At 41.6% G+C, this 19439-nt stretch carries 23 protein-coding genes and 2 rRNA genes; 1 reads left to right on the top strand and 24 read right to left on the bottom strand.

Features of this window, described 5'->3' with window-relative positions; translation table 11 throughout:
- Nucleotides 1-14: 14 nt before the first annotated feature.
- The 9 genes from ispE to metG form a co-directional block, all read right to left on the bottom strand.
- Nucleotides 15-884: a 4-(cytidine 5'-diphospho)-2-C-methyl-D-erythritol kinase gene (gene ispE, locus AC0DBE_RS20845; protein WP_003218334.1), complete on the bottom strand. Its 870-nt coding sequence runs from the start codon at nucleotides 882-884 to the stop codon at nucleotides 15-17.
- Nucleotides 885-1031: 147 nt separating this feature from the next.
- Nucleotides 1032-1217 (bottom strand): small, acid-soluble spore protein, alpha/beta type, encoded by a 186-nt coding sequence (locus tag AC0DBE_RS20840; RefSeq protein WP_003218333.1) that lies wholly within the window; start codon nucleotides 1215-1217, stop codon nucleotides 1032-1034.
- A 160-nt stretch (nucleotides 1218-1377) separates the two neighbouring features.
- Complete coding sequence (veg, locus tag AC0DBE_RS20835; protein ID WP_003218330.1) at nucleotides 1378-1638, bottom strand: biofilm formation stimulator Veg; 261 nt, start codon at nucleotides 1636-1638, stop codon at nucleotides 1378-1380.
- A gap of 210 nt (nucleotides 1639-1848) precedes the next feature.
- Complete coding sequence (prtG, locus tag AC0DBE_RS20830; RefSeq protein WP_014112299.1) at nucleotides 1849-2721, bottom strand: sporulation-specific protease PrtG; 873 nt, start codon at nucleotides 2719-2721, stop codon at nucleotides 1849-1851.
- 160 nt (nucleotides 2722-2881) lie between these two features.
- Nucleotides 2882-3760 (bottom strand): 16S rRNA (adenine(1518)-N(6)/adenine(1519)-N(6))-dimethyltransferase RsmA, encoded by an 879-nt coding sequence (gene rsmA, locus AC0DBE_RS20825; protein ID WP_014112298.1) that lies wholly within the window; start codon nucleotides 3758-3760, stop codon nucleotides 2882-2884.
- Nucleotides 3753-4313 carry a ribonuclease M5 gene (gene rnmV / locus AC0DBE_RS20820; RefSeq protein WP_014112297.1) on the bottom strand — a complete coding sequence of 187 codons (561 nt, stop codon included), beginning with the start codon at nucleotides 4311-4313 and terminating at the stop codon, nucleotides 3753-3755. The genes rsmA and rnmV overlap by 8 nt, the downstream gene beginning before the upstream one ends.
- 144 nt (nucleotides 4314-4457) lie before the next feature.
- Nucleotides 4458-5681 (bottom strand): ubiquitin-like domain-containing protein, encoded by a 1224-nt coding sequence (locus AC0DBE_RS20815; protein WP_472963624.1) that lies wholly within the window; start codon nucleotides 5679-5681, stop codon nucleotides 4458-4460.
- 245 nt (nucleotides 5682-5926) lie between these two features.
- Nucleotides 5927-6694 carry a TatD family hydrolase gene (locus AC0DBE_RS20810; protein ID WP_087987608.1) on the bottom strand — a complete coding sequence of 256 codons (768 nt, stop codon included), beginning with the start codon at nucleotides 6692-6694 and terminating at the stop codon, nucleotides 5927-5929.
- A gap of 78 nt (nucleotides 6695-6772) precedes the next feature.
- Nucleotides 6773-8767, bottom strand: coding sequence for a methionine--tRNA ligase (metG, locus tag AC0DBE_RS20805; protein WP_242735221.1), 1995 nt, complete (start codon nucleotides 8765-8767; stop codon nucleotides 6773-6775).
- Between the two features lie 500 nt (nucleotides 8768-9267).
- Between metG and abrB the strand changes: the two genes are divergently transcribed.
- Nucleotides 9268-9552, top strand: a complete 285-nt coding sequence (abrB, locus tag AC0DBE_RS20800; protein WP_003218316.1) for a transition state genes transcriptional regulator AbrB — start codon at nucleotides 9268-9270, stop codon at nucleotides 9550-9552.
- Between the two features lie 49 nt (nucleotides 9553-9601).
- On the opposite strand, the gene rsmI is transcribed toward abrB, so the two are convergent.
- From rsmI to AC0DBE_RS20725, 15 genes are all read right to left on the bottom strand, one after another.
- Nucleotides 9602-10480, bottom strand: a complete 879-nt coding sequence (rsmI, locus tag AC0DBE_RS20795) for a 16S rRNA (cytidine(1402)-2'-O)-methyltransferase (protein ID WP_014112293.1) — start codon at nucleotides 10478-10480, stop codon at nucleotides 9602-9604.
- Nucleotides 10455-10754 carry a GIY-YIG nuclease family protein gene (locus AC0DBE_RS20790; protein WP_014112292.1) on the bottom strand — a complete coding sequence of 100 codons (300 nt, stop codon included), beginning with the start codon at nucleotides 10752-10754 and terminating at the stop codon, nucleotides 10455-10457. The genes rsmI and AC0DBE_RS20790 overlap by 26 nt, the downstream gene beginning before the upstream one ends.
- Nucleotides 10741-11484, bottom strand: a complete 744-nt coding sequence (locus tag AC0DBE_RS20785; RefSeq protein ID WP_014112291.1) for a tRNA1(Val) (adenine(37)-N6)-methyltransferase — start codon at nucleotides 11482-11484, stop codon at nucleotides 10741-10743. Before AC0DBE_RS20785 ends, AC0DBE_RS20790 begins: the two co-directional genes overlap by 14 nt.
- Before the next feature lie 58 nt (nucleotides 11485-11542).
- Nucleotides 11543-11902: a replication initiation-control protein YabA gene (gene yabA, locus AC0DBE_RS20780; protein WP_003218308.1), complete on the bottom strand. Its 360-nt coding sequence runs from the start codon at nucleotides 11900-11902 to the stop codon at nucleotides 11543-11545.
- 14 nt (nucleotides 11903-11916) lie between these two features.
- Entirely contained in the window at nucleotides 11917-12744 is an 828-nt protein-coding gene (gene ricT / locus AC0DBE_RS20775; protein ID WP_472963617.1) for a competence/sporulation regulator complex protein RicT, read from the bottom strand.
- Nucleotides 12745-12746: 2 nt separating this feature from the next.
- A complete protein-coding gene (gene holB / locus AC0DBE_RS20770) occupies nucleotides 12747-13736 on the bottom strand; it encodes a DNA polymerase III subunit delta' (RefSeq protein ID WP_014112289.1) in 990 nt (329 codons plus the stop codon).
- An 11-nt stretch (nucleotides 13737-13747) separates the two neighbouring features.
- Nucleotides 13748-14188, bottom strand: a complete 441-nt coding sequence (locus tag AC0DBE_RS20765; protein ID WP_003218297.1) for a YaaR family protein — start codon at nucleotides 14186-14188, stop codon at nucleotides 13748-13750.
- Between the two features lie 12 nt (nucleotides 14189-14200).
- Entirely contained in the window at nucleotides 14201-14530 is a 330-nt protein-coding gene (gene darA / locus AC0DBE_RS20760) for a cyclic di-AMP receptor DarA (protein WP_003218295.1), read from the bottom strand.
- 74 nt (nucleotides 14531-14604) lie between these two features.
- Complete coding sequence (tmk, locus tag AC0DBE_RS20755; RefSeq protein ID WP_014112288.1) at nucleotides 14605-15243, bottom strand: dTMP kinase; 639 nt, start codon at nucleotides 15241-15243, stop codon at nucleotides 14605-14607.
- Entirely contained in the window at nucleotides 15240-16682 is a 1443-nt protein-coding gene (locus AC0DBE_RS20750; RefSeq protein WP_472963611.1) for an aminotransferase class I/II-fold pyridoxal phosphate-dependent enzyme, read from the bottom strand. The genes tmk and AC0DBE_RS20750 overlap by 4 nt, the downstream gene beginning before the upstream one ends.
- Nucleotides 16683-16763: 81 nt before the next feature.
- Nucleotides 16764-17921 (bottom strand): toxic anion resistance protein, encoded by a 1158-nt coding sequence (locus AC0DBE_RS20745; RefSeq protein ID WP_472963609.1) that lies wholly within the window; start codon nucleotides 17919-17921, stop codon nucleotides 16764-16766.
- A gap of 18 nt (nucleotides 17922-17939) precedes the next feature.
- Nucleotides 17940-18554, bottom strand: a complete 615-nt coding sequence (locus AC0DBE_RS20740) for a 5-bromo-4-chloroindolyl phosphate hydrolysis family protein (protein ID WP_061187566.1) — start codon at nucleotides 18552-18554, stop codon at nucleotides 17940-17942.
- Between the two features lie 132 nt (nucleotides 18555-18686).
- Nucleotides 18687-18881, bottom strand: a complete 195-nt coding sequence (gene csfB, locus AC0DBE_RS20735) for an anti-sigma-G factor (protein WP_014112284.1) — start codon at nucleotides 18879-18881, stop codon at nucleotides 18687-18689.
- A 178-nt stretch (nucleotides 18882-19059) separates the two neighbouring features.
- Nucleotides 19060-19175: ribosomal RNA gene (gene rrf / locus AC0DBE_RS20730) — 5S ribosomal RNA — on the bottom strand.
- A 135-nt stretch (nucleotides 19176-19310) separates the two neighbouring features.
- Nucleotides 19311-19439 (bottom strand): 23S ribosomal RNA (locus tag AC0DBE_RS20725); the annotation flags it as partial.

Here is a 19439-nt window from a genome sequence, read left to right as displayed (position 1 = left end):
CTTAACATACGGATTTAATCAAGAGCGTTCTGTTCGCCGATCATTCTCACCGCATAAACCTGATCGCAGAAGCCTCTTAACCCGTTATAAATTCTCTGCACCTTCGACTCATACTGAACCAGTCCAAACACTGTCGGGCCGCTCCCGCTCATTAACACGGCATCTGCGCCAAAGCGTTTCATCTGGTTTTTGATCATCGCGACTTCAGGGTGCATATCAAGCGTTACAGATTCAAGCACATTGCCTAAACGGCTGCACATCTTTTGAAAACTCTTTTCCTCTATAGCCTCAATCATGCCATGTACATCGGGATGCTCTACATCATCCACCTTTAGCTGTCTGTACACTTCAGCAGTTGAAACACCGATTGTCGGCTTCGCTAAAATGACCCAGCAATGCGGAGGCGTGCTGATGTGTTTAATTTTCTCGCCGCGTCCTGTTGCTAGTGCAGTTCCGCCATAGACACAAAATGAAACGTCGGAGCCAATTTCCGCTCCAAGCTCAGCAAGCGTTTCTGCTGAAAGATTTAAATTCCACAGCCTGTTCAGCCCTCTAAGGGTTGCCGCCGCATCACTGCTTCCGCCGGCAAGACCGGCAGCCACCGGAATCACCTTCGTAATCATGATGGAAACTCCCTTTTTCACGTTGTATCTGTCCTTGATCAGCTTGGCAGCCTGATAAGCTAAGTTTCTTTGGTCATCAGGCACAAAACGGTTGTGGGAGGAAACCCTCACTTCATCCTCTGCCAGCTCCGTCAATTCAATCCGATCTGCTAAATCAATCGTCGTCATGATCATTTCGACTTCATGATAGCCATCCGGGCGTTTTCGGGTGACGTCAAGTGACAGATTGATCTTTGCTGGCGCTTTTTCTAAAATACGCATAGCTTTCACCTACTTCTCCATCTAAACATAAGTATGAACATTGTATCACATTTGAAGTACAGGATGAACATATCCATATTGCAGCCAATTATGTATTTATATCCAACACAAAAAACCGGGGAACGGCACGTCCCCCGGGTCACATCCTTATCGGTTATTCTGGTTCTGAGCCATTTGCTGTTCGGCGATTTCAATGGCGCGCTTTACCATGTTACCGGCATCGCGGGCCCGAATTTCGCCCCAGCCGCCATTTTTGACTGTGTCATAAAAACCAAGGTCTTTAGCCAGCTCATATTTAAACTCATCTGACATAACTCCACGACGTCTGCCCAAACGAAACAACCCCTTTTTTTAGAAGTGATAGCCATTCGTGCACGTCACGATAATGTGTGACCGTTTTATCTTTTGCTAAATCAGATGGAACTTTCGTTAAAATTACTGGAAACCAAAAAAGGGCAAAACAAAAAGCAGTAAACAAAAGGTTCACTGCCCGTTAAAATGCCACTGAGCTTGCGGCGTCATCATTAAATGTCAGCTCAACAGTCTCAGTCAAAATATCAGCATAACTGTATGAAACTCTTTCAAACGAGTTCTCGTCTTGATCTAGTTGTATCACAAAAACAGAAGGGTACGTCTCAGCTAAAATGCCCGAACGCTCAATCGTTTTTCGGCGGCCACCGTTTGCTTTTAACGTCAGCCTTTTACCTAAATTCCCATCAAGCGATCTTTTAATATCGGACAACGTCTTCGCCATTGCATCCACCTCACTATATTTATTGTACAACACGAGCCCATTTTTGTCAAATAAAATTTAAATTATATCAACGTTAATAAGACGTTGTCAATAAAATTATTTTGACAAAATTCTATGATTCCTCAATTATTTTCCGCAAGTTTCGGTAAATTATGTATCATTATGTAAAATAAAAAACCCGCATAGATCTCCTATACAGGTTTTCAGCTGTTAATTAGACTTATAAGGCATTCCAATTCTCAGCACTCCTCTTGTTTCAATACCTCCAAGCCCTTTCTCTCTTGTCAGCGTATTTCGGAGCACCTCCCATACATTGATTCGTTCCATAAACGGCGTAAAGCTGATTTTCGCGACGATATATACCGGATCAAGCGCATGAATGTTGACTCTTGATGGTGAACTCGCGAAATTTGCCCCCGCTCTTATGAGTGATTCAAAATGGGATTGGCAGGCCCCTGCAAAAATAACAAGCTGATCTAAGTGAGGGGTCTTTTTTCGGGCGTTTTGCACCGTTTCAACAAAGTGCTTTGAATGTCTGTACGCGTTCAAATCATCAATGCTGCCCTTTTGCTTCGAGTACGCATCATGTCCTGTTATCACCAGAATGTCAGGTCGATATTTGTCGAGCAATTCTTCAATAGAAGCAGACATTTTCTTTTCATGGCAATGGATGCCGTAGACCGGAACTCCAATTTTTTTATAGACATTCAAGCATTTTTTCAGATATGCTTCATCACCGTCCAGATGAAGCACCTTGCCCGGCATATGAAAATAATGCTCCTGATGCTGATATTGGCTTGTCGCGTAGTACTCCTGCTTTTCTCTGAGCAGCTTATAATCCTGGCGGAGCAATTCGAGCGATTCATTCATTCTGCTCTCATCTTTCTTTTTCCGCATCATCTGCTCATCTTTTTTCACTGCTACCAGATCAGAAAAATCCGAATCAGCAATCAGCCTGACTTCATCACCATGCAAAATAGCGATTGAATTTCCTTTGCTTGTTTGCTCTATTCCTATAATGCGAAACAAAACATCCATTTGATAGGATTTTCTGGCTACCATATCCCCTATTTGAAATTGCACGTTCCTCACTCCACACATAGACTAAGCCTCATCATGAAAGAAAGAGCCTTGAGAAAGCGCCTTTTTTCGCCGAGTCCAAGTTTTTCTTATCATTGAATGAAAGGTCCTTCTCTAGCCTATGTAGCGGCAGTCCATGTGGTGCGCAAAACAAAAAGCCCTTTTAGAAAAGGGCTTTATACAATCCGTTAGACAGCGCTGCGAACTCCTCGATAGACAGGGATTCACCTCGGCGCTTGCCGTCAATATTTGTTTCTTCCAGCACTTGCTCAATCGTTGATTTTCGTGCTTTTCCTTCAGGCAAGTTGTTGACTAAGTTATTGAGCAGCGTTTTACGGCGCTGAGCAAAGCTTGCCTTGATTAACTGAAAGAAAAAGGCTTCGTTTTCCACGTCCACTGCCGGGCCGTCGCGGAGAATCAGCCGAATGACTGCGGAATCAACGTTAGGCTGAGGAACAAACACAGTTTTCGGAACTGTCATCACCGTTTTGGCTTCTGTATAAAATTGCACCGCAATTGAAAGCGAGCCGTATTCCTTAGATGAAGGGTCTGCCGCCATGCGCTCTGCCACTTCTTTTTGCAGCATGACCACAATCCCTTTCAGCGGAAGATGTTCTTCAAGCAGTTTCATGATAATCGGCGTTGTCACGTAATAAGGAAGATTGGCTACAACCATGATCTCATCACAGTCTTGAAATTGTTCTTCAATGACCGATTTGACATCCGCCTTTAATACGTCCTGATGAATGACAGTGACATTGTCGTAAGGAGACAGCGTATCCTTCAGGATCGGCAATAATCGTTGGTCAATCTCAAATGCCACGACCTTTTTCGCCCGCTTGGCAATCTGTTCGGTCAATGCCCCGATTCCCGGGCCGATTTCTATGACACCTGTTTTCTCCGTCACTTCCGCGTGATCGACAATTCTGTCTAAAATGTTCGTATCAATTAAGAAATTCTGTCCTAAGCTCTTTTTAAATGAAAAACCGTATTTCTTCAGTATTTCTTTCGTTCTAATCGGTGTCGCAATATCTTTATTCATTCTGTTCCTCCCGCTTAACGGTATCGAGCGCACTCATAAAATCACTTTTTTTAATTTGAAACATTTGCAGCCGTTTTTGAAGCTGTTTGCCATTTGTATAACCGATTTTCAACAGTTCACCCAGTCGTTCGCGCCGGCGTTTGGCCGCAGATCCGCCAATCAGCCCAGCATGAATCAAATCTTCAGCTGAAATGTCACTCGGCTTCGCTTCCATCTCTTCGTGCACGTTTTCTAAACATGCCCTAATACTTTCAATCGATGCGTGCTCCACACCAATTCCCCGCTTGTTTTTAGGTTTGGCAAGATGCTTTGGCAAAAATGCATGCTTACAGCCGGGTACAGCCTCTGAAATGGTTTTGCGGATCTTCTCTCCCGGGAAGTCCGGATCCGTTAAAATGATGACGCCTCTGGTCTTCTGAGCCAAACGGATTTGGTCAATCACTTGATCATCGATGGCTGAACCATTTGTTTCAATTGTGTCTGCATCAACAGCCAATTTGATGCGGGCCGTATCGTCACGCCCCTCGACCACAATGATCTCTTTTATTTTCATTATTTCCTCCAAAACAAAATAAAAACTTTTGTATATTCATGAAACTTTTTCTTATGTCGAGCGTCTAATAAGCAGAAAATACACTTTGTCTATTATAACGAAAAAAACAGAGGGCGCAAAACCCTCTGAATACATAAGTATATATTAATTTAAGATTTTAATTTTGACTGTTTTATTTCCCCATCGGTACGCCGATGATTTCTCCGGGAAAAAGACGTCTATTTTGTTCCCTTTAATTGCTGAACCAGTATCTGCAGCAATGGCATATCCATAGCCCTCAACATGGACTTTCGAGCCTAACGGAATGACATTTGGATCTACGGCGATAACTTTGGCATTCGGATTATTTTTTAAATTGACGCCTGTAGCTGTATGTCCTGAACAACCGCTGCAGCTAGCCGTATAAGCCGTAGATGATACAGTCATGACTTTGCCTGTTGATTCATTGCTACGGGACACAACTGTTTTTGAATCACCGGAAGCACTGACCTTTTCAATCTTTGGACTGCTTTGCTTTGTTCCGACAGCAATCACCTTATCTTTGCTTTGTTCAGCTGTTTCTTCTTTTACAAGCTCTCTGGACACTTCTTTGCCGTTTTCTTTAACGACTTCGAAATGTTTTTTAAGCTTGCCTTCTTTTCCTTTTTGGACGACCTTTTCTTTCCCTTTTTCAAGAGAAGCGTCTTCTTGCTTTTTCACATCGAACGCGATTTTCTCTTCAACTACATCGGTGACCTTTTCGATACGAGTAATTGTAATATCAGCCTTTCCTTTCGTCAGCTTTGCATCTAACGCAGGCTTGATTTTATCTTCGTCTTTTATGTTCATCTTTTGCTGTTTTAAAAAGTCAGCGACCGTAGTCGAAGTCGTCCAGATCTTCTTTTGTTTTCCTGCATCATCCACAGTAACTTGGAACGCGGGTTCTATGTTAATCTTCATGTCTTTCGAAATATCTGTATCTATTGCGGGATCAATTTGATCTTGTTCTTTCACATCAACATCTTGTTCGTCCAGTAATGCACCGACCGTTTTTGCTGTTGACCATAATGTCTTTTCTTCCCCGTTTATTGTAAGCTTCACAGGTTTTGCAGCCTCATACACAACGTCCAGATCTGCTGTTATCTTTGTCTGTTTAGCAGGTGTGATCTTGTCTTCGTCTCTTGTCTCTATATCAAGCGTCTCTAAAAGATCACCGACTGTTTTTGCATGTGTGCGTATATGTTTCTTTTTGCCATTGATAGAAACTGAGACTGATTGTTTTGTCAGCTCATGAGCCGCGTACGCAGTCCCGCTTCCTGCCAAAAGCAAACAAGCAGCAACCAGAATGACTTTGCTTTTGCTAAGCTTTACGGAAAACAGCTTTTTCATTTTTTGTGTGATGAAAAACGCCTCCTTCTCCTCGGAGAGATTATATAGAGTATCTAAAAGGCTGTCAACCCTCCCCTCTCTTTCTCCAAAAAGCTCAGTGTCTTCTTCATTATCCTGAATTACACTGAGAAACGGAAGAAAGACTTGTCGACAAACCTATCCTATGAGGAGAAGAAAGCATGTAGAACTTTTATAGAAAAACGCTGTAAGAGACAAGCTCTTACAAAACCTGCTAGCGTTTTTTGTCAGTTTATACGGAAAAGTCTTTTTGCATTTTCAGTCGTGATTGATGCAATCTCTTCAAAGGTCATTCCTTTTAATTCAGCGATTTGCTCTGCCACATATTTCACATAGCTTGGCTCATTTCTTTTCCCGCGGAAAGGATGAGGTGTGAGAAACGGGCAGTCAGTTTCAATCAGCAACCGTTCATTCGGGATTTCCTTCACAACTTCCTTCGGCTTCTTCGCATTTTTGAATGTCACCGGTCCCCCAAATGATAAATAAAAATTCATTTTCATGCATTCTCTCGCCACTTCCGCACTTCCTGTAAAGCAGTGCATAATTCCACCCACAGCTTCTGCGCCTTCCTCTTTCAAAATTGTCACGACATCCTCCGTTGCATCACGGTTGTGAATGATAATAGGAAGGTTGACCTCTTTTGCTAAGGCGATTTGTTTTCTGAACACCTCTTTTTGAACATCTTTAGGAGATTTATCCCAATGATAATCCAGTCCCATTTCACCTATCGCTACCACTTTCTCATGAGCAGACAGCTCTTTAATCCACGCTAAATCTTCCTCTGTCATATCAATCGCGTCAACCGGATGCCAGCCAATGGCTGCATAAATAAAATCATATTCTTCAATCATTTCCATCGCACGAGTAATCGTCGGACGGTCAAAACCAACTACAACAATTCGTTCTACTTTTTCAGCTTTTGCCCGTTCAATAACCTCTTCCAGATCAGTATCATATTGTTCTGCATTTAAATGTGCGTGTGTGTCAAACAACATAAGTCAAAAACTCCTTTCTTGTCGAAACACAAAAGGTGTTCGACGAATTGTTACACGTGAAACACCTTTTGTTTATCATTATTTAATTCTTGTGCCTTTTGGTAACGACTGATCGATAGACACGACTTTTAATACGCCGTCTGCTTCCCCTGCAAGGATCATACCTTGAGAAAGCTCTCCTCTCAGTTTAACCGGTTTTAAATTTGTTACACAAACGAGTTTTTTCCCAACAAGCTCTTCAGGCGTATAATGCTTCGCAATGCCGGATACGACTTGGCGTTTTTCAAAACCAAGATCCAGCTGCAACTTCAATAAACGGTCCGCTTTTTTCACCGGCTCTGCCTGAATGACCTCAGCCACGCGAAGTTCTACATCCATAAATTGATCAATTGTAATTTCAGGTAGACGTTCAACCTCTTGCGGCTCTTCTTCTTTTGTTTCTTCTTTAGCTGGCGCTGAGCCCTGCATTTTCCCTTTGATGTAAGCAATTTCTTCTTCTGCCTCTAAACGAGGGAACAACGGCTCGCCTTTTTGTACTTTTGTATCTTTCAGCTGTCCGAAAGCTGTAATGCTGTCCCAAGCTTTTAAAGCTTCGTCAGTAATGCCCAGCTGCTCGAACATTTTTTCTGGTGTCTTTGTTAAGAATGGCTGAAGCAGCACAGCTGAAATACGCAATGATTCAGCAAGGTGATACATCACTGATTGCAGTTCTTCTTCTTTTGCCGGATCTTTGGCAAGCACCCATGGAGCTGTCTCATCAATGTATTTGTTGGTACGGCTGATTAGCTGCCATAATGTCGAAAGAGCTACTGAGAATTCCATGTTTTCCATTGCTTTCTCGTAAGCCTTCACTGTTTCTTCAGCTACTGAAGTGAGCGTTTGGTCAAATTCCGTCACGGCACCCTTGTAAGAACCGATTTTTCCGTCAAAATACTTATTGATCATCGCAACCGTACGATTCAATAGGTTTCCTAAATCATTCGCTAGATCATAGTTAATCCGCTCAACAAAACCTTCCGGCGTGAATACACCGTCTGATCCGAATGGAACTTCGCGAAGCAGGTAATAGCGAAGCTCATCTAAACCGTAGCGTTCAATTAATGTAACCGGATCTACAACGTTCCCTTTTGATTTCGACATTTTTCCGTCTTTCATCAAAAGCCAGCCATGCGCAAATACTTGCTTCGGCAGCGGCAGATCCAGAGCCATCAGCATAATTGGCCAGTAAATGGTATGGAATCGCACAATCTCCTTACCGACTAAATGCACATCGGCAGGCCAATATTTTTGATAAAGCTCATCATTTTCTGTATCATAACCGAGTGCTGTTAAATAGTTAAATAGCGCGTCGATCCAAACATATACAACGTGCTTTGGATTTTCCGGCACCTTCACACCCCAGTCAAAAGTGGTGCGTGATACAGCCAAATCCTCAAGTCCAGGCTTGATAAAGTTGTTAATCATCTCGTTTTTGCGTGATTCCGGCTGAATGAATGTCGGGTTTTCTTCATAGTATTTCAGAAGACGATCCGCATATTTACCCATACGGAAGAAATAAGATTCCTCTTTGATTAATTCAACTGGGTGTCCGCTGTCAGGGCTTTTACCGCCGATGACCTCTCCCTTTTCATTTCGCTCGATATCAACCAGCTGAGTTTCCGTGTAGAACGTTTCATCCGGGATACTGTACCAGCCTTCATATTCATCAAGATAGATGTCCCCGTTATCAAGAAGCTTTTGAAACACCTTTTCAATCACAACTTTATGCCGTTTTTCTGTCGTACGGATAAAGTCGTCGTTTGAGATTTCAAGCTGCTTCCACAGTTTCTGAATATCTGCCGCTGCACGGTCTACATACTCCTGAGGTGTAATGTTTTCCTGTTCAGCTTTTTGCTGGATTTTTTGTCCATGCTCGTCCGTTCCTGTTAAATAGCGAACATCGAACCCTTTTAATCTTTTGTAGCGTGCCATTGCATCTCCCGCGACTGTCGTATATGCATGGCCGATATGTAATTTCCCGCTCGGATAATAAATCGGTGTTGTAATGTAAAATGTATTGTTTTCTTGCGGCATCTTGAAACCTCCCAATCAGAATGTCAAAAAGCTCCCGCCCAAAGGACGAGAGCGGCGATAAGTGCAAATCATATATGATTATTATTTATATTTATCCTTTATCTATGATACCATCTTAGCCTTTAAGATCAAGAATATATACGTATGCCCTGAAAAAGAATAATTAAAATTAAAAATCTTTAATGAAAGTAAAAAAAGTCTGTTCATGTCGAATTTTGTCGTATATAATCAAATGAAATAAAAAACCTTGGTTCGAAAGTCTTGATTTAAAAGGATTTTTAGTAGGATAATAGCTTTATTAAAAATTTATAAAAGGCTGTTATTTCAGTAGTTTCTGATACATTACTGACTATAAGAACTAATTCTTACAATCAATAGCAAACAAAATGATTGACGATTATTGGAAACCTTGTTATGCTATGAAGGTAAGGATTTTGTCGAATAATGACGAAGAAAAATATAATTTAAACAAATAATCATCTCTTGGGAGGAGAAAGTTTATGAAATCTACTGGTATTGTACGTAAAGTTGATGAATTAGGACGTGTAGTTATTCCTATCGAATTGCGTCGTACTCTTGGAATCGCAGAAAAAGATGCTCTTGAAATTTATGTTGATGACGAAAAAATCATCCTTAAAAAATATAAACCAAACATGACTTGCCAAGTAACTGGTGAAGTTTCTGATGATAACCTTAAACTTGCAGGCGGTAAATTGGTTCTTAGTAAAGAAGGCGCTGAGCAAATCATCAGCGAAATCCAAAACCAGCTTCAAAACCTTAAATAATCATTTCTTATACAAAAAACGTTCTTGTTATGACACAAGAACGTTTTTTTTATTGCTGAATATGGTAAGCATCGTACACTTCACGCTTTGGAACATTGCGATCGACTGCTGCTTTTTTAATAGCTTCTTTAGAAGTAGCGCCTTTCGAGATGTAATGTTCGACATGTTCTTTCAACGTGAGGGTTTCCCACCATTGTGTTTCCTCATCTGATTCTTCATTTTTACTGCCTTCTACGACGAGACAAAACTCACCACGTATTTGATCCTCGTTTGCCCATTCAATGACCTCAGTTATCGTGCCTCTGATAAACTCTTCATATTTCTTTGTGAGTTCGCGCGTTACAGCCATTTCCCGATCGCCTAATATCTCTGCCATCACTGATAAAGTTTCCTTCAATCTATGAGGCGCTTCATAAAAGATGATTGTTTCCTTCCGTTTTTTAAGACCTTCAAGCTCCTTCTTCTTTTCTTTTTTCTGTCTGTTGAGAAAACCGTAAAAGAAGAAAGGCTGCGGTACAATACCTGAAGCGATTAGAGCCGTTAATGCAGCATTTGCTCCCGGCAGCGGAACAACATAGCCGCCTATCTCCGTAAAATCCTTCACGATTTCCGCCCCTGGGTCAGAAATCGTCGGCAACCCGGCATCACTGACAAGAGCAATGTTTTTTCCCGACTTCAGCCATTCTATAATTTTGTGGCCGCTGCTCTCTTTATTATGTTCGTGATAACTAACGAGCGGTGTCTCAATTTCATATACATGACAAAGTTTTTTCGTTTGTCTCGTATCTTCCGCAGCAATCGCATCCACTGATTTCAGCGTGTCAATCGCCCGGAATGTCATATCCTCTAAATTTCCAATTGGGGTTGGGACCAAATAAAGAATCCCCATGTCCGACTTTCCATTAAAGCTCATTTGGCGCCTTAACATATACAGCCTCCTTGCTGTTCCGCTTTTCTTCTATATAAAGCTCTTTTTTCTTTCGAGTCAGTTTTTTGAAATAATATTCCGCCTGCATGGCTTCCCGCTTTGTTGTGAAAGCTTCGGCAAAAATCAATTCAACCGGACGTCTTACTTTTGTATACTTTGCGCCCTTTCCATCATTGTGTGTTTTTACCCGTTTCTGCAGATCGTTGGTATACCCAGCATACCAGCTGTTGTCCCTGCACTGTACGACGTAGAAGAAATGGTTATTTGTCTCCATATAAAATGGACCTGATTTCTTTTGTATATTCATTTTGTTCGTCATAAACGAACAGAGGAGGAAGAATTTTTAAATCCGGACGCCCGCCTTTAATACCCTCTACCAAAATGGTATTGGCTTCTTTCCCTTGCTTCGGATAAACAAATTGCACACGCTTCGGCTCGATTTGGTAAGCCTTCATCAGTTCAAAAATCTCCAAAAGCCGTCCCGGCCTGTGAACAAGTGCTGCCTTTCCTCCTTGTTTGAGCAGCTTGCTGCTGACTGAAATGACATCCTCCAGTGTGCAGTGGATTTCATGTCTGGCGATTCGGAGATGCTCATTCATGTTTTGTTCAGTTTGTTTCGGTGTTTTAAAATACGGGGGATTGCAGGTGACAACATCATATCGATTATGTCCCAACTTCTCCGGCATGTTTTTCAGATCATCATGTATGATCTGAATCTGATCCTGCAGCTTATTATACTCCACACTGCGAACAGCCATATCATGGAGTCTTTCTTGAATTTCAACTCCAAGAATGTCTGCTTTTGATCTTGTACTGAGCAGCAGCGGCACAATGCCATTGCCGGTGCATAGATCAACGATTTTTCCTTTTTGAATCGGAACGTAGGCAAACTTGGACAGAAGCACAGCGTCCAATGAAAATGCAAACACCGTTGGACTTTGTATGATTTTCATGTCCTCTGCCAGCAAATAATCTAATCTTTCATCATCACGTAATGAAACCATCTTCTTATCCTTTCAGTACCTTTGAAAAAGGCTCCCGTCTTATGCGGAAGCCTTTTCCTTATTTTTTATTTAAGAATGACAGACAGAAAAGACAATCTTCTTTTCGAACACTTCCATAGTGAACATTGCAGATATGAAATCCTTCTTGATACAGACGTGCCAGATTATCATATCCTTCCCCTATATCAGTTTGCTCTGTCTTCTGTGTTTTTGATTCTTTTTTATCAGCTTTGAACTTTTCAATCTGCTGCGTCGTATCGTCCAGCCGTTTGCGCAAATGCTTGTTTTCAAGCTGTAAATGATGATTTTCTTCAATCATCTCACCGATATGCTGCTTCAAATCCCCCAGCTGCCGGTACAGTGAGCCAATTTGTTCTTCTAAGTTAATGACTGTATCAAATAACTCTTTTTTATCCAAGGTTCCACACCTCGTTAATCTGTGGTTTGTGCGGATACGACGCCCTCTTCCAAGAGCTCTTCCCAAGTATATTCTATCACTTTTGCACGGTTTATCAGTTCCACCTGAAGCACCCGTTCCAGAATATTAAGTCCAACGACCTTCGCGGGGCCGTTTGCTGTCGTAATCATTTCTCCAATATCCGGAAGCTGTTCTTTGGCCGTCTCATACTCATCGTTCTCATATTTTAGACAGCACATCAAACGTCCGCAAAGACCTGAAATCTTCGTAGGATTTAAAGACAAGTTCTGATCCTTGGCCATTTTAATGGAAACGGGTTCAAAATCTCCAAGGAACGTTGAACAGCAAAGCATTCTTCCGCAAGGACCGATTCCTCCGAGCATTTTCGCCTCATCCCTTACTCCGATTTGGCGCAGCTCAATTCTTGTTTTAAAGATAGAAGCCAAATCTTTTACAAGCTCTCTAAAGTCTACTCGGCCGTCAGCAGTGAAGTAAAAAATGACTTTATTGCGGTCAAACGTAAATTCGACATCGACCAGCTTCATATCCAAGCCATGTTCAACCACTTTCTTTTGGCAGATGTCAAATGCTGATAAAGCTTCTTGTTTATTTTCTTCTACGATGAGAAGATCGCGTTCGTCAGCCACACGTATCACTTTTCGAAGGGGCAGCACAACATCATGCTCATCCACCTGTTTATTCGCAATCACGACCTGGCCGTACTCAACGCCTCTGACAGTTTCTACAATTACGCAGCTGTCTTGTTCTATATGAAATCCATTTGGATCAAAATAATATATTTTACCCGCTTTCTTAAAGCGGACTCCAATTACATTGTACAAGCTTATCCCTCCTGCAACATTAACACCAAGTGCTCCATTAATCCTTGTACATTCACATTGGAATGAAGCCGTTTCTTTGCTTCTAAAACAGCAAGTATCTGATTCGTAACGCTTTGTTGTGTTGATTGTAGCGCATGCTGTTTTATTGATTGGAATAAGTCTTGATAAATCAATTTATCTTCATTTCCTATTTGGATGGACAACACATCACGATATATCAATAAGAGCATATCAAGACCCATTTCTTGATGGGTTTTTTCTTTGAAAAAGGGCATCCATTGATCTTGAATAAAGAAAAAAGCATGTCCTTTCCGCTGGTGTAGGACTTCATACAATTTTATCACTTTCGCTCTAGACTCTGCAAACTCATCATTTCGACTTAATTCGACTGCTTCTGCTACATTGTTGGTCATGTTGGCCAAAAGCCTTGCCATATGAGGCGAAACGTCCTGTTCGATCAGTCTGTCTTCAATTGCTTTCGGCTGCAAAGGCTGAAAAGGAAGGGTTTGGCATCTTGAAATGATAGTGTCCAATAACCTTTGGGGCTGCTCAGTGATGAGGATGGCCATTGTGTCTTTATTGGGTTCTTCTAAAAATTTCAGCAGGCTGTTTGCCGCATTTGCTGTCATTTGATCTGCGTGCGAAATAATATACAGCTTTTTATGCGATTCAAGCCCTGTCTTAGAAAACTCTTCTTGCAGCGCTTGAATTTGCGCCTTTTTGATCGATAAACCATCAGGCTGAACAAGATGGAGATCAGGATGGTTCCCTGACTCTATCCGTTTACAGTTTCGGCAGTTTTCGCAAGGCTCCGCGCCGTCCTCTAGGCAAAAAAAACTTTTCGCAAGAAGCAGCGCGGCATCAAGCTTGCCTGTTCCTTTTTTCCCCTCAAACAAATAAGCGTGTGATAGTCTGTCCTTCTCAATACTATTATATAAAAGCTTCATCACTCTGGGCTGAAGCTCGTTCATTTCCTTCCAGGATATTGCCATTGTATCACTCTCTATGTGTAAAGGTTAATCAATAAACCTTTTATTTCGCCAATACGATCCAGCAAATCAATTGCCGGTTTTTCCTGATCCATCATCTCTTCCGTAAGCTGTATCAATTTGTCATCTATTTCCTTCACAAGTCCCAGCGTTCTGCTGTTTCCATACAGGTCAAAGCTTTTCGACGTTTCGTGTGAAAGGCCGCTGTCTACAGCTTCTTTGACAAAACGCTTCACAAGCCCTTTAAATCTCGCTAAGTCTTTAAAATTCCGGGATTTCGTCAGTCTTTTTCCAAACGCTTCTATATCCGATAACAGCCTGGTAAGCTGATCAAATTTCAATTTGCTGCTTTGGTTTTCCATCGATGTTTTAAACGACGCTGTGATCTCAGATGTTTTCACAGAAGGAAGCTGCTTATTATCTATAAATGTACGTATATCTTTATTAATTTTCACAGTTTCAAATCCTTAAAATTGATGAAATTCATCGACTGGAAGGACAAATACTGTCGCTCCGCCAACTTCAACTTCTACTGGATAAGGGACATATGAATCAGCATTTCCGCCCATTGGAGATACAGGGGCAATCATCTGGTCACGTTTCTGTCCGTTTTCTTTAATGAGACTTAATGCTTTATCGACGCGTATATCCTCGACACCAATCATAAACGTTGTGTTGCCTGATTTAAGAAATCCTCCCGTCGTTGCAAGCTTTGTAACTCTAAAGTTGTGATCCGTTAAGGTTTTCAAAAGTCGGTTGCTGTCCTGATCTTGTACAACTGCCACTATCAATTTCATCTGTGAAGGCCTCCTTTAGATTGGAAACAACAATGATCTCGTTTACATTATTATATCAACTATTGGGAAACAGGTCACAATTGAATTTTTTTCAACGCTTCATTGATCACTTTTAGGACGTCCTGAACGACGAGGTCTTTGGATTGGCTGGCATCAACTGAGTGAAATCTTTTCGGGAATCGCTTCATCAGCTCTTGGTAACCTTCCCGTACCTTTGTATGGAAGCTTAAGTTTTCTAAATCGAGCCTGTTTTTCTCCCGCGAGCCGTTTGCGTGAATACGTTTCAGGCCTTCTTCCGGATCAATTGAAAAATACACCGTTACATGGGGCATCATATCTCCGATGGCAAACTCATTAATTGACAGAACCTCATCAATCCCAAGTCCTCTTGCGTATCCTTGGTACGCGAGCGAACTGTCTATGAATCTGTCACAAAGAACAACATGCCCCTGTTCTAAAGCAGGTTTTACTTTTTCAACTAAATGCTGGCGTCTTGCAGCCGCATATAAGAGAGCTTCTGTTCTTGGATCCATTAATGTGTTGTTCTCATTCAGAATAACCTCTCGAATTTGTTCTGCAATGTCTATGCCACCTGGCTCTCGAGTTGCTGTAACCTGAAGGCCCTCTGCTATCAGTATGTTTTTGATTTCCTGCAGAACAGTCGTTTTCCCCGCACCTTCAGGACCTTCGAATGTAATAAATAAACCGCTCATGATTTCTCCTCTTCTATATAAACAAGTAGTTGTTTCTCTTTAATTTTCATATTCCCTTGAACATGCGTTTTCATGCTGATCAAGCGGCTGAGCTTTTGCACACTTTCTTTGGTAATTCTTTCTCCCGCCATGATCATCGGGATACCCGGAGGATAAGGGATGATATCCTCTGCATTCAGCCGGCCTGCTGCTTCATCAAAGTCCACATATTCTTTCTTGAACGTTTGTAAGACCTTTTTTTGATAAGGCAAGACAGTCACAGGCTGCGCTCCCCATTCTACAGAAACAAACATCTGATCCGGAGGCGTTTTTTCAATCTCTTCATCAATGCTTTTAATCGTTTCAGCGTTTATTCTGCGCTTTCCTCCCAATGGAAGAACGAGCAGTACTTGATTTTCATCAGCAAGCTCAGTGAATATGTTGGCACGCTCTAATATGTTTTGCAGCGTATACCCCGAATGGCCCCGTTTTGAGCGAATTGTGAGCTTCAGCGGATCCGTTATCATCCGTGGATCAGCCGGTTTGACAGCTTCTGCATTTGAAAGTGAATCAAACGTTTGTTTAAGTGATTGTATGCGGTGCAGAATGTCAGAAAGCTTTTGTTCTTCTATAATATGCTGTACATAAGCGCGGGCAATGTCTAACGAAGCCATAATCGGATAAGACGGGCTGCTGCTTTGTAATCGATTTAAATACTCTGCCAGCCGATTCCGATCAATTCTGCAGCTGCTGTTGAGATGCAAATAAGAACCCATCGTCATGGCAGGCAGCGTTTTGTGAGCCGACTGAACAACAACATCTGCCCCCATTTTTAAAGCGGAGACTGGAAAAGGCTCCCCCAAAACAAAATGTGCGCCATGCGCTTCATCCACCAAAACAGGAATCCCGTAATGATGGGCCTCTGAAATGATTTCGGTTAAATCAGCACTATGTCCGTAATATGTCGGATTGGTCAGCACCAAGCCTTTTGCATCTGGATATGCTGCCAAGGCTTTTTTAATTGTATCAAGCGGAACATGCGTAGGCACATGCATCGCTTCATCAATGTCAGGTGCGAGATAAACCGGCTCAGCACCAGCCAAATCAACAGCATGAAATACAGATTTATGACAGTTTCTTTGAACCAGAATTGTTTCACCCGGTTCACAAACAGATAAAATCATCGCTAAATTCCCGACAGTCGTACCATTCACCAGAAAAAAACTTTCCGTCGATCCATATAATTGACTGACAAGCTCTTGAGCTTCCTTAATCACCCCAGAAGGATGATGGAGATCGTCCAGTCCTGCCAGCTCAGTTACATCAATGGTGAGAAGCGGATCGAATATCGACTTAGCGTCATCAAAAAAGACATCTCCATTGTGATGTCCCGGAACATGAAATGAATGAGAATTTCTTCTCGCATGTTGAATCAATGCTTTATATAAAGGTGTGTTCATTAAAACAATCCTTTGAATGTGTCTTCTTACACTTTATTATATCGTGCCTCTGACAGAACTTAAAGCTAGACTTACTGGTAACTACCTTTCCTTCATCATAAGCAGCTTGTGCTTCAGATCGCCTTCCATCATCATAAGCTCTTCTTCTGCCTGACGGCGTTTGATTCGGCCTTCTTCTTGTATGGTCAGCGTTTCTTCAAGCGTGCTGATTAAGCTTTCCTGCACCTTCTTTAAAGTATCGATATCAACAAGACCTCGTTCATTTGCCCGCACGGTTTCAATTGTATTGGTTTTCAAAAGCTCCGCATTTTTCAGCAAAAGCTCGTTGGTTGTATCAGATACTTTTTGTTGTGCATCCACTGCATTGCGCTGCCTTAAAAGCGTCAGTGCAATTGCTACTTGGTTTTTCCAAAGCGGAATCGCCGTCACAATGGATGACTGGATTTTTTCAGCTAATGCTTGATTTGTATTCTGAATCAGCCTGATTTGTGGAGCACTTTGGATTGTGATTTGCCTGCTCAGCAGCAAATCGTGCACCCTTTTATCTAACCGGTCAGCAAATTGAACCAAATCGTTTACTTCTTGAACGGCCATTTGGTTATGCTCACTTGATTCGGCCTGTTGCTTCAGTTCAGGAATCGTTTTTGTTTTTAATTCCTCCAGCTTCAGTTCCCCTGCAGCAATATAAACATTCAGCGCGGTGAAATACTCTTTGTTTTTTTCATATAACTGCTCTAACAACTTATTGTCACTGATTAAAGCATTTTTAGAGTGCTCCAACTTCAAACTGATTCTGTCTATCTGTACGCTGGTCTTTTGATATTTAGACAGCACCTCCTGAAGAGAATTCGATACTCTTCCAAACATGCGTGCCAAAAAACCCTTTTTCTTAGACTGAAGATCATCAGGATTTACTTGATCCAGCTTTTGCATCAGTTCTCCAAGAATTTCGCCGATCTCTCCGACATCCTTCTTTTGAACATGATCAATAATAGTATGAGAAAAATTCAGCAGTTTAGACTGAGCTTGTGAACCGTATAAAACAATACTTTGCATATTCTTATGATCGATCTGCCCAGCGAGCTGAATTGCTTTTTCCTTGTTTTCCTCGGGAAGAACATCAACAAGGCGTACTTGCTGCTTCTCTGCTTTTACAGTCTCCGCCCTAGGCATCTCTATATCACCAAAAGGATCCGCCAATAATTCATCTATATGAAGGTCGCTTTGATCTCGGTTCATCGCTCTTACCCTCTTCCATTATTTCTTCAATGAATGCTTTGCTGCATCTAATTCAAATTGCAGTTCGTCAATTTCATCACCCATTACTTGAGTTAAATCTTCCTCTAAACGCTTGGTCAATTCAGCAAGAGTGATACGAGCCTCACTCAACGACATCGACAGTTCTTTGCTTTTTTTCGGATGAGATGATAGAAAGGCATACTTCTCTGTCAATTCAACAACCGAATCGAGAGTTTGATAAAAAAAGCGCTCAGCCTGATAAAACCGCTTTGGCTCTTTTTTGGTGAGGATATAAATCCTTCTGACAAGTCTCAGCATTTCTGCATTTTGTTTAAACATTTGAATGCTTTTTGCCTGAAACAAAGCTTTCCGAAGGCGTATGATCTTCTGCCTTGCTTCCTCGAGATTTTTCTTAATGTAGGCATATTCTCTTCCTGTCAGTGCATGCTTTTTAAGAAATAAGCGTCTCACATTCCAAATGCCAGCTGTATATACAAATGCTCCCGAAGCGAGCCCATAAACAAAAGATAGGAAAAGCGACTGATTTAAACCGAAAAAGCACAAAATCCCTATGAAAACAAAAGTCGCACTGCCTGTTAAACTCCATATCAAAAAGTGAAGAAATCTCTGCATGAGATAATCGACTCCTGTGTATATACTCAGTTTTAATATTATTATCTACTACGTTCTATCCCTAAACAAGTTTCATCTTCTTTTTATTAACCCATTCCTTATGAAAGGATACAAAAAAAGACCTTTTCAGGTCTAAGAATATAATGGCGGTGTATGAATGCTCTTTAATTTTTTCACGTAAAAGGCATAGTCAGGATCGGAAGTTGATGTAGAAATTACTTTTCTCTCACAATCTAAGCATATGAATTTCGTATAAAGATGAATGCCTCTATTCTTCTCTTGATCACAAATCACACATGTATGATTAGGTTTAACAGTTTTGTCCATCGTCCCCACCTCCGTACAATTAGCCTTCCCTTAAACCAGATATTGTATACACTATTTAGATCTTTTTGAAACTTGAAATCAGTATATGGACTATATAAGCTGTCGGTGTTTGTATTTGTTTGATTTTATTGATCTTAAATAAACAAAAAACCCAGCTCAATGAGCTGGGTTTTACCTTGCTTGGCGGCGTCCTACTCTCACAGGGGGAAACCCCCGACTACCATCGGCGCTGAAGAGCTTAACTTCCGTGTTCGGTATGGGAACGGGTGTGACCTCTTCGCTATCGCCACCAAACAAATGCCTTCAGGATGAAGGTACTGGGCGTTTCTCACAGGATGTGAGAGCTCTTAGCGGAGTTTCTTTACTTTTCCGCCTTTTAGAGAGGTATTCTCTCAAAACTAGATAACAGGTGTGACATCATTCAAAATGTGGGTTAAGTCCTCGATCGATTAGTATCTGTCAGCTCCATGTGTCGCCACACTTCCACCTCAGACCTATCAACCTGATCATCTTTCAGGGATCTTACTTCCTTGCGGAATGGGAAATCTCATCTTGAGG

Source organism: Bacillus sp. VA15, assembly GCF_055721145.1.
The sequence above is the reverse complement of the archived record's forward strand: the minus strand, read 5'-3'. Positions and strand labels throughout refer to the sequence as shown.

What these genes read in the sequence shown, in the direction of transcription:
- AC0DBE_RS20745 (WP_472963609.1), bottom strand. Translation starts at nt 17,921, where the DNA reads ATGAACCGAGATCAAAGCGACCTTCATATAGATGAATTATTGGCGGAT.
- AC0DBE_RS20785 (WP_014112291.1), bottom strand. Translation starts at nt 11,484, where the DNA reads ATGGTTTCATTACGTGATGATGAAAGATTAGATTATTTGCTGGCAGAG.
- AC0DBE_RS20740 (WP_061187566.1), bottom strand. Translation starts at nt 18,554, where the DNA reads ATGCAGAGATTTCTTCACTTTTTGATATGGAGTTTAACAGGCAGTGCG.
- darA (WP_003218295.1), bottom strand. Translation starts at nt 14,530, where the DNA reads ATGAAATTGATAGTGGCAGTTGTACAAGATCAGGACAGCAACCGACTT.
- abrB (WP_003218316.1), top strand. Translation starts at nt 9,268, where the DNA reads ATGAAATCTACTGGTATTGTACGTAAAGTTGATGAATTAGGACGTGTA.
- rsmA (WP_014112298.1), bottom strand. Translation starts at nt 3,760, where the DNA reads ATGAATAAAGATATTGCGACACCGATTAGAACGAAAGAAATACTGAAG.
- veg (WP_003218330.1), bottom strand. Translation starts at nt 1,638, where the DNA reads ATGGCGAAGACGTTGTCCGATATTAAAAGATCGCTTGATGGGAATTTA.
- rnmV (WP_014112297.1), bottom strand. Translation starts at nt 4,313, where the DNA reads ATGAAAATAAAAGAGATCATTGTGGTCGAGGGGCGTGACGATACGGCC.
- AC0DBE_RS20790 (WP_014112292.1), bottom strand. Translation starts at nt 10,754, where the DNA reads ATGGAGACAAATAACCATTTCTTCTACGTCGTACAGTGCAGGGACAAC.
- metG (WP_242735221.1), bottom strand. Translation starts at nt 8,767, where the DNA reads ATGCCGCAAGAAAACAATACATTTTACATTACAACACCGATTTATTAT.
- csfB (WP_014112284.1), bottom strand. Translation starts at nt 18,881, where the DNA reads ATGGACAAAACTGTTAAACCTAATCATACATGTGTGATTTGTGATCAA.
- tmk (WP_014112288.1), bottom strand. Translation starts at nt 15,243, where the DNA reads ATGAGCGGTTTATTTATTACATTCGAAGGTCCTGAAGGTGCGGGGAAA.
- holB (WP_014112289.1), bottom strand. Translation starts at nt 13,736, where the DNA reads ATGGCAATATCCTGGAAGGAAATGAACGAGCTTCAGCCCAGAGTGATG.
- ispE (WP_003218334.1), bottom strand. Translation starts at nt 884, where the DNA reads ATGCGTATTTTAGAAAAAGCGCCAGCAAAGATCAATCTGTCACTTGAC.
- rsmI (WP_014112293.1), bottom strand. Translation starts at nt 10,480, where the DNA reads ATGTTAAGGCGCCAAATGAGCTTTAATGGAAAGTCGGACATGGGGATT.
- AC0DBE_RS20815 (WP_472963624.1), bottom strand. Translation starts at nt 5,681, where the DNA reads ATGAAAAAGCTGTTTTCCGTAAAGCTTAGCAAAAGCAAAGTCATTCTG.
- AC0DBE_RS20810 (WP_087987608.1), bottom strand. Translation starts at nt 6,694, where the DNA reads ATGTTGTTTGACACACACGCACATTTAAATGCAGAACAATATGATACT.
- AC0DBE_RS20750 (WP_472963611.1), bottom strand. Translation starts at nt 16,682, where the DNA reads ATGAACACACCTTTATATAAAGCATTGATTCAACATGCGAGAAGAAAT.